At 39.6% G+C, this 364-nt stretch carries 1 protein-coding gene; it reads left to right on the forward strand.

The features are described 5' to 3' along the window. Window positions 1-276: hypothetical protein (locus tag CWB78_RS18925; protein ID WP_212750868.1), on the forward strand; the 276-nt coding region annotated here is incomplete at its 5' end. Between the last annotated feature and the right edge of the window lie 88 nt (window positions 277-364).

The raw sequence follows: 364 nt of genomic DNA on the forward strand, positions 1-364 counted from the left end.
AATCCTTGGTTAAATGAATTCGTTGAATATTGGGAGTCTCTGAAAGAGAACACTGACGAAGATTACCACCGAGAACCATTTGCTGCTGATGTTAGTGAAGGTAAAAACGACCCTATATACAATGCACACTCTTATCATACAAAGGTCCCTCATAAAGCAATAATGCGCTATATTCTCCATTACACTAACCCTGGTGATATAGTTTTTGATTGGCTTTTGTGGAACAGGTATGACGGGTGTTGCTGCACAGGTATGTGGGAATACAAAAGGAGTTGAGTCGTTACGGTATATTGTCAATGGCAATGGTGTAATATACGTGTAAGAGATTGCTGAAGTTGGAGTTTATAAGTTGAAACAAGTCGCC

It is taken from the genome of Pseudoalteromonas sp. S1612, from assembly GCF_005887175.1.
Lineage (GTDB): Bacteria > Pseudomonadota > Gammaproteobacteria > Enterobacterales > Alteromonadaceae > Pseudoalteromonas > Pseudoalteromonas undina.